Source organism: Pseudonocardia wallangbongensis, from assembly GCF_054486945.1.
This window is the reverse complement of record NZ_JBRERS010000001.1, coordinates 1,333,725-1,339,880: the sequence shown is the minus strand read 5'-3', so window position 1 is coordinate 1,339,880 and position 6,156 is coordinate 1,333,725. Positions and strand designations below refer to the sequence as shown.

Sequence of the window (6,156 nt, the reverse complement as noted above, 5' to 3'; positions counted from 1 at the left end):
CAGGGCGCCCCGGTGCCCAAGCGGATGAACCAGCTCGGCATGGGCGGCGCCCCGGTCCCCGGCTCACTGCTCACACCCGACTCACCCGAGGAGACCGCGGCCCTGGAACAGGCCCGCGCCGAGGAGGCCGCCGCCGAGGCCGCCGCCCGCAACGGGCACCCGGCCCCGGAGGTCAGGGCCCGCTCCGAGCGGCGCGAGGCGATCGGCCGACAGTAGGCAGTCGCACGCTCCCAGGAGCCTGCGCTCGTCCGGCCGGGTTACCTGCTCCGGAGCGCATTCGGCGACGTCGACCGGAGTCGACAGGTCCAGTTGGGGGGCGGCCCGATACCGGGCCGCACGCACGTGAGAGCGGGCATTCTGAGGTCGCGGGTGCCGTATCGACACAACGTCGTATGGACTATCTGGGTCACTTTTCCAACGCTTGTGAGGTGGCGACGACCCGCACGGGGGAGCGCGCCATGCGCGACGTCGGAAGGCGCCGAGCGCGATCGCCCCCACCGATGCCCAACCGCGCCAGCCGTTACCGTCCGCAGCGGTCTGCCGACTGGTGACGTCCCCCTTGGGAAGCGCCCGCGCAACTGGTGCTGTTGATCACTCGAACGGATGCGGTCTCGTGCGAAGCGCCAGATGGGATCCCCGTCACGATGTCCGCCATGTGTCGCTGGGTGTGGTCGTGGGGCGCGCGGGCTTCGGCAGTTTGTCCGCCACGAGCCCGTAGGAGTCGCTCACCAGCCCTCGTATCAGGACTTCGTCGATGCCAGGGCCGGCGGCGGCGCTCACCCAGTGCCGCTTGTCGGTGTGGTAGCCCGCGCTGATCTCCTCGTACCGTTCGCGGAGTGCGACGGCCTCGTCGGGCTCGGCCTTCACGGTCACGACGGCATGTCCCGGCAGGTCGGTCATGAGTAGGAAGACCTTGCCCGCGACCTTGTATGTCTCCCAGTTGGGGTTGGTCCGGTGCTCGAAGGTGACGCCGGGCAGCGCCATCGCCGCATCATTCGCGACCTCCTGCAATTGTTGTTCGTCCATGACGTTCGCCTCGTTTCTGGATCACGCGAAGGTGAACAGCCGGTCGGGCTCGAAGCGAGAGATCGCGGTGGCGTACTGCTTCTCGAGATCGGGGTATCCCAGCGCGAGCAGCACGGTCGTGGTGTAGCCGGTCTCGCGGATGTCGAATGCCTTGTCGATCGGCACGGGGTCGAAGCCCTCCAGCGGCATGGCCTCCACACCAAGCTCGGCAGCGGCCATCATCACGAGGCCGAGCACCATGTAGGTCTGCTTCTCCATCCAGTGGTAGGCGTCCTTGTAGGTGTACTTCCGCAGGTTCACGAAGTCGCGCGTCATCCGTTCCCAGTTCGCCTGCTTGTCCGTTGTCGGGAACCGGCTGTCCTCGCGCTCCTTGCCGAACACCGCGTCCAGGTGCTCCTCGGGGATGTCCGCGCGGGTGGTCATGATGATCGTGTGGGAAGCATTGGTAATCTTCTCGCCGTTGTCGGCGAACCGCTCCCCGAGATTGGACGCCAGCTTCGCCTTACCCTCCGGGGTGGACAGCACGATGAAGTGGTTCGGCTGGATGTTCGTCGACGTGGGCGCCGAGCGGAGGAACTTCAGCAGCTTATCGACCGTCTCCTTCGGGATGGTCTTGCTGCCGTCGAAGTAGCGACTGAGGTGCTTGTTCATAATCTTTTCGAGGTCCATGGGTCTCTACCTTCTGTGATTGTCGCGCAGGATCGATCTGACTTGCGCTTCGGGCGAGCTCGATGTCGTCGGTCGACATGCCACCCAGCAACGGCCTGCCGGGTGCAGAAATCGGTCAGATGGCCAACCCCGCGCCACCGGACACGACGATCTCCTGCCCGGTGACGTAGCTCGCATCATCGGACGCCAGGAAGGCGACTGTCCCGGCGATGTCTTCGGGTGTGGCGAGGCGGCCGAGGGGGTTGTGATCGGCCATCGTCGCCATCGTTCCCGCGACGTCCTCCGTCGATGTTCGGATCGATGCTCTTGTCATGGGTGTGTCGGTCATTCCCGGGCTGACCGCGTTGATGCGTATCCGGCGCGGTGCGAGCTCGAGCGCAAGGGTGGGGATCATGGCGAGCATCGCGCCGTGGGAACCGGCCGCGACGCAGCTGCCGGTGAGACCGCGGGTTGCTCCGATCCCGACGGTGACGATGACGGACGCGCCATCCGAGAGCAGCGGCAGCACCTTGGCCAGGGTGAAGAACACGCCCTTGGTGTTGACGGCGAACACCTCGTCGTACCCGGATTCGTTGGAAGTTTCCAGCGTCATCGGACGGTTGACGCCCGCGTTGAGGAACAGCGTGGTCAGGGTCCTGAAGTGTTGGCCGATGTCGGAGACAACCTTGTCGATGTCCGAGAGCGACCCTGCGTCAGATCGCAGGACAAGGACATCGTCGGGCAGTTCTTCTCGTGCGCGCTCCACGCTCTCCTGGCGTTGTCCGGTGATGGCGACGCGGTAGCCGCGATCGTGCAGAGTCCGCGCGGCGGCCTTGCCGATTCCGCTGGTGCCACCCGTGATCAGGGCCGTACGTGCTGACATGGCAGTCACTCCATCTTCGTTGCAGGCCGGACCGGACGGGCCACTCGGCACCGTGCCGAAGTGGTGGGGACTGGCCGATTGAGCCCGATCCGCGGCGACGGTGGGGTTCGTCATGATCACTCACCGAGCGGGGTGCCCCCCGTCGCATCGGTACGCGGGTTGTGCGTGGCGATGACGGTGAACAGGGTTGCGATGAGGGCGAGTGCGCCGTATCCGAGGGCGATCTGCGGTAGCGAGAAGGTGTTGGAGAGCTGGCCGGCGATGAGGGCGGGCACCGTCGCACCGCTGTAGCTGAGGAGGTAGATGACGCTGAAGATCGGTGCCCGGTCGGCCAGGGTGCTGCCGTGCAGCAGGCCGCGGGTGGCCGCACTGATCGCGATGCCCTGACTGGCGCCGGCGACGATGGTCGCGGCGAAGAACAACGCCAGTGCGCCGGTGGCGATCGCTGCGATGATGCCGGTCATTCCGGCGAGGAAGGCGATCATGCCGAGGCGTTGCGCCGCCGCTGGTGTGAACCGGCCGCCGAGGGGAGCGCCGAGAACGCTGGGGGCCATGTAGGCGGTGAACACCAGTCCGACGACGAGCGGGCTGCTGGTGTGGAGTTGCTCTTCGACCAGCGCGGGTACGAACGCTTGGTAGAAGGCCCCGGCCGCCCAGGTCGCCAAGAACACCGCGGCCGCGCTCGGGAGCAGGCTCCTGACCCGGGCCGGCACGTGGACCCGGGGTCGCAGCGACCGCCACGCACCCGGCATCCGGGTCACGGTCTCCGGGCTGACGACGATCAGTGCCGCGGACGCCAGGAGCAGGGCGATGACGACCAGGAAGATGAGCCGGCGTGGCCAGGGACCGAACTCGACCAGGGCACCGGAGGCGACGGCGCCGACGGCCAGGCCGAGCATGACCGTCTGGCTGGACGCGACGGAAGCCAGCCAGGCCGGCCTGACCGGCGCTGCGTCGACGATGTAGGAGGTGAGGCTGCTGCTGGCCAGCCCGGCTCCGAGGCCCATCAGGAGCCGACCGGCGATCAGGATGCCGATGCTGTGCACGTCCAACAGCAGCAGACAGCCCAGCAGGAGCAGGACGAGGCTGGCGATCGCTGTGGGCCGTCGGCCCAGATGGCTGGACAGCCGCCCCAGCACCAACAGCGTGGTGAGCGTGGCGACGGAGTAGGCGACGACGGTCATCGAGATACCGGCGTTGGTGAATCCGTCCTCGGCCCGGTAGATGTTGAACAGCGGGATCGTCGAGCCGACCGCGGCGAACGCGGCCACCAGGGAGACCACCGCGGAGACGAAAGCCGGCCAGGGCGTTCTGCCCCGGCCGGCCACGTTCGACGCTGGTGCCAGGTTGTGCATCGAGCGGTGCCTTTCTCGGGCTCCGAATCACGCCGGAGTTCTGGATGCCCGGGCGGTCAGGCGATCGTGATCGGATCGGGCGCGCAGGCCGCAACACGCACCCAGGTTCCCGCACGCTTCTGGTAGGTGTCCGTGTACAGAGCCTCTTCGGCCACTCCACCGTCGAGCGTGGTGAGTGTGGATCAGGGCAACGTCACTGAGGGTGCGGATGTTGACGTCGTGCGCGGCGAGATCCTCTCGAGGATCGCCAGGTCTTCGGTCAACTGCTGGGTGCTGCCAATTTCTCTACTCCAGGTCGCGCTCGAATGTGGCCAGCTCCGCATCGTGGTCGCCGTCCGCGGGTTCGGGCCGCGGGTAGGCGCCGGAGCCGGGATGAACCTTGTCGATCAGGTCCAGGTATTCCGGGTGGCGGGCGATGAACTCGCCCACGACCGGGCAGACGACGGTGATCTTCTTTCCGCTCTCCCGGACCTCGTCCAGGGCGCGAGCGATGAGCTCCTGGGCCACCCGGTTGTGGCGGGCGGCGGGGTCGACCCAGGTCGTCAGCAGCACGACGCGGCCGCCCACGAACCGGTACGAGAGCTCCGCGATCGCGTCCGCGCCGAGGACGGCGATCCAGCGGCCGCGCTCCGCGTCGTTGATGACGTCGAGCGCCCAGGTGGAATCCACCGCACCGGGGGTCTTCTCGTCCAGGGCGGCGATGAGTGCCGCGTTGTTCTCTTCTCGCGTGGCCGCCTCGGCCTCGATGTTGAACGTCAAGGTCACCCCTTGGTCACTCCTGGTCGCTTGGGATCGACGAGGTCCGCGTACCCGTGGTTGTGCTCGATGAAGGTGCGCACGATCGGGCACATGATGGTGACCGTCTTGCCTTGCGCGCGCACGTCGTCGAGGACGCGTCGGATCAGCTCGGTGGCGATGCCCTGTTTGCGGAAATCGGGGAACACCGAGACGGCCAGCAACACGAGTCGGTTGTCGTCGGCGACGTTGTACGACAGGCCGGCGATCTCGCGGTCGCCGACGACGGCCTCGTAGATGCCGGTCTTCTCGTCGTTGACGACTTCGAAGTCGGAGGCGGGGGTGTGGGGGTCGTCGAGTAGCTCGTCGATGAGGACGGTCTGATCCTGGCTGAGGCTGCCTTCCCCATCGGGGTACTGGAAGGCGTAGCGGCTCGGTGCGGTCGGGCCGGTCATGGGGGTGTCCCTTCGTTGATCGTTCGTTCGCCGGCCGTCCTTCAGGAGCGAACGCGGATGACGGTCTTCCCCTTGACCCGCTCACCCGGGTTGAGGGCGGCGACTGCATCGTCGAGGGTCGCGACTCTGCCGATGTTCGTCCGCAGTCGTCCGTCCTGGACGCGCTGGGCGATCTCACGCAGTTGGGCGGGCACGGACACGACGACGAAGTCGACCGCCAGGCCGTCGGTGGGTCGCGCCTCCGGCGGCCCGGTGACGGTCACCAGTGTTCCTCCGGCTCGAACGAGGCGAGCGGACCGCTTCTGGATGTCGCCGCCGAGGACGTCGAAGACCAGGTCGACCGCGCCGACGTCTTCCAGGGCGTCGTTGTCGAGGTCGATGAACTCGTGCGCGCCGAAGTCGAGTGCCGCCCGGCGGTGGGCGGCGCGTCCGGTGCCGATGACGTGGGCGCCGGCCTCACGGGCGAGCTGGGTCGCCATCGAGCCGACGGCGCCGGCGGCGCCGTGCAGGAGGACGCTCTCGCCGGCCTGGAGGCGGCCGTGGTCGAAGAGACCCTGCCATGCGGTCAGGCCGGTCATCGCGACGCCTGCGCCCACCGTGAAGTCGACGTCGCCCGGCAGCGGCGCGAGGTTGCGGGCCTCGACGACCGCGTACTCCGCGAGGGTGCCGTCGCGGGTCCAGTCCGTGAGGCCGAACACCCGCTGTCCTACCGTCAGGCCGGTGGTGCCGTAGCCGAGGGCGGTGACCCGACCGGCCAGCTCGTGTCCGGGGATCGACGGTGTTCGGTCGCGGCCGAGGCGATCGATCCAGGTCGAGGGCCACTCCAGCTCGTTCCCGGTGAATCCGGACGCGTGGACGTCAACGATGACATCGCCGTAGCTCGCGCCCGAGAGGCCGGCGAGCCTCGCCGCGTCCGGATCGGGCCGTTCCACCAGCTTCATCCCGGCCGTGCCGGCGGCCTGGTCCGTCACCACGATCGCTCGCATGTGAAAACACCTCTTCGTTTCGGTCCTCGCCGGTACGGCCCGGCGATCGCGTCCCGGCGCCGTCGGCG

The 6,156-nt window shown here is 67.9% G+C and carries 7 protein-coding genes and 1 pseudogene; 1 reads left to right on the top strand and 7 read right to left on the bottom strand.

Annotated features, from left to right (window positions below; genetic code table 11):
* Positions 1-216: pseudogene (locus ACU436_RS06350) on the top strand (cytochrome b); the annotation flags it as partial.
* Positions 217-639: 423 nt separating this feature from the next.
* Here ACU436_RS06350 and ACU436_RS06345 read toward each other — a convergent pair.
* From ACU436_RS06345 to ACU436_RS06315, 7 genes are all read right to left on the bottom strand, one after another.
* Positions 640-1,026: an MmcQ/YjbR family DNA-binding protein gene (locus ACU436_RS06345; RefSeq protein ID WP_459022546.1), complete on the bottom strand. Its 387-nt coding sequence runs from the start codon at positions 1,024-1,026 to the stop codon at positions 640-642.
* 21 nt (positions 1,027-1,047) lie between these two features.
* Positions 1,048-1,695 carry a nitroreductase family protein gene (locus ACU436_RS06340; protein WP_459022544.1) on the bottom strand — a complete coding sequence of 216 codons (648 nt, stop codon included), beginning with the start codon at positions 1,693-1,695 and terminating at the stop codon, positions 1,048-1,050.
* A gap of 115 nt (positions 1,696-1,810) precedes the next feature.
* Positions 1,811-2,671, bottom strand: coding sequence for an SDR family oxidoreductase (locus ACU436_RS06335; RefSeq protein ID WP_459022542.1), 861 nt, complete (start codon positions 2,669-2,671; stop codon positions 1,811-1,813).
* A gap of 2 nt (positions 2,672-2,673) precedes the next feature.
* Positions 2,674-3,840 carry an MFS transporter gene (locus tag ACU436_RS06330; RefSeq protein WP_459022540.1) on the bottom strand — a complete coding sequence of 389 codons (1,167 nt, stop codon included), beginning with the start codon at positions 3,838-3,840 and terminating at the stop codon, positions 2,674-2,676.
* Positions 3,841-4,197: 357 nt separating this feature from the next.
* The gene (locus tag ACU436_RS06325; RefSeq protein WP_459022538.1) at positions 4,198-4,677 is read right to left on the bottom strand and encodes a GNAT family N-acetyltransferase; all 480 of its coding nucleotides are present in this window, start codon (positions 4,675-4,677) and stop codon (positions 4,198-4,200) included.
* Positions 4,674-5,102 (bottom strand): GNAT family N-acetyltransferase, encoded by a 429-nt coding sequence (locus ACU436_RS06320; RefSeq protein WP_459022536.1) that lies wholly within the window; start codon positions 5,100-5,102, stop codon positions 4,674-4,676. The genes ACU436_RS06325 and ACU436_RS06320 overlap by 4 nt, the downstream gene beginning before the upstream one ends.
* A 41-nt stretch (positions 5,103-5,143) precedes the next feature.
* A complete protein-coding gene (locus ACU436_RS06315; RefSeq protein WP_459022534.1) occupies positions 5,144-6,088 on the bottom strand; it encodes an NADP-dependent oxidoreductase in 945 nt (314 codons plus the stop codon).
* Positions 6,089-6,156 lie beyond the last annotated feature (68 nt).

What these genes read in the sequence shown, in the direction of transcription:
- ACU436_RS06315 (WP_459022534.1), bottom strand. Translation starts at nt 6,088, where the DNA reads ATGCGAGCGATCGTGGTGACGGACCAGGCCGCCGGCACGGCCGGGATG.
- ACU436_RS06345 (WP_459022546.1), bottom strand. Translation starts at nt 1,026, where the DNA reads ATGGACGAACAACAATTGCAGGAGGTCGCGAATGATGCGGCGATGGCG.
- ACU436_RS06335 (WP_459022542.1), bottom strand. Translation starts at nt 2,671, where the DNA reads ATGACGAACCCCACCGTCGCCGCGGATCGGGCTCAATCGGCCAGTCCC.
- ACU436_RS06320 (WP_459022536.1), bottom strand. Translation starts at nt 5,102, where the DNA reads ATGACCGGCCCGACCGCACCGAGCCGCTACGCCTTCCAGTACCCCGAT.
- ACU436_RS06340 (WP_459022544.1), bottom strand. Translation starts at nt 1,695, where the DNA reads ATGGACCTCGAAAAGATTATGAACAAGCACCTCAGTCGCTACTTCGAC.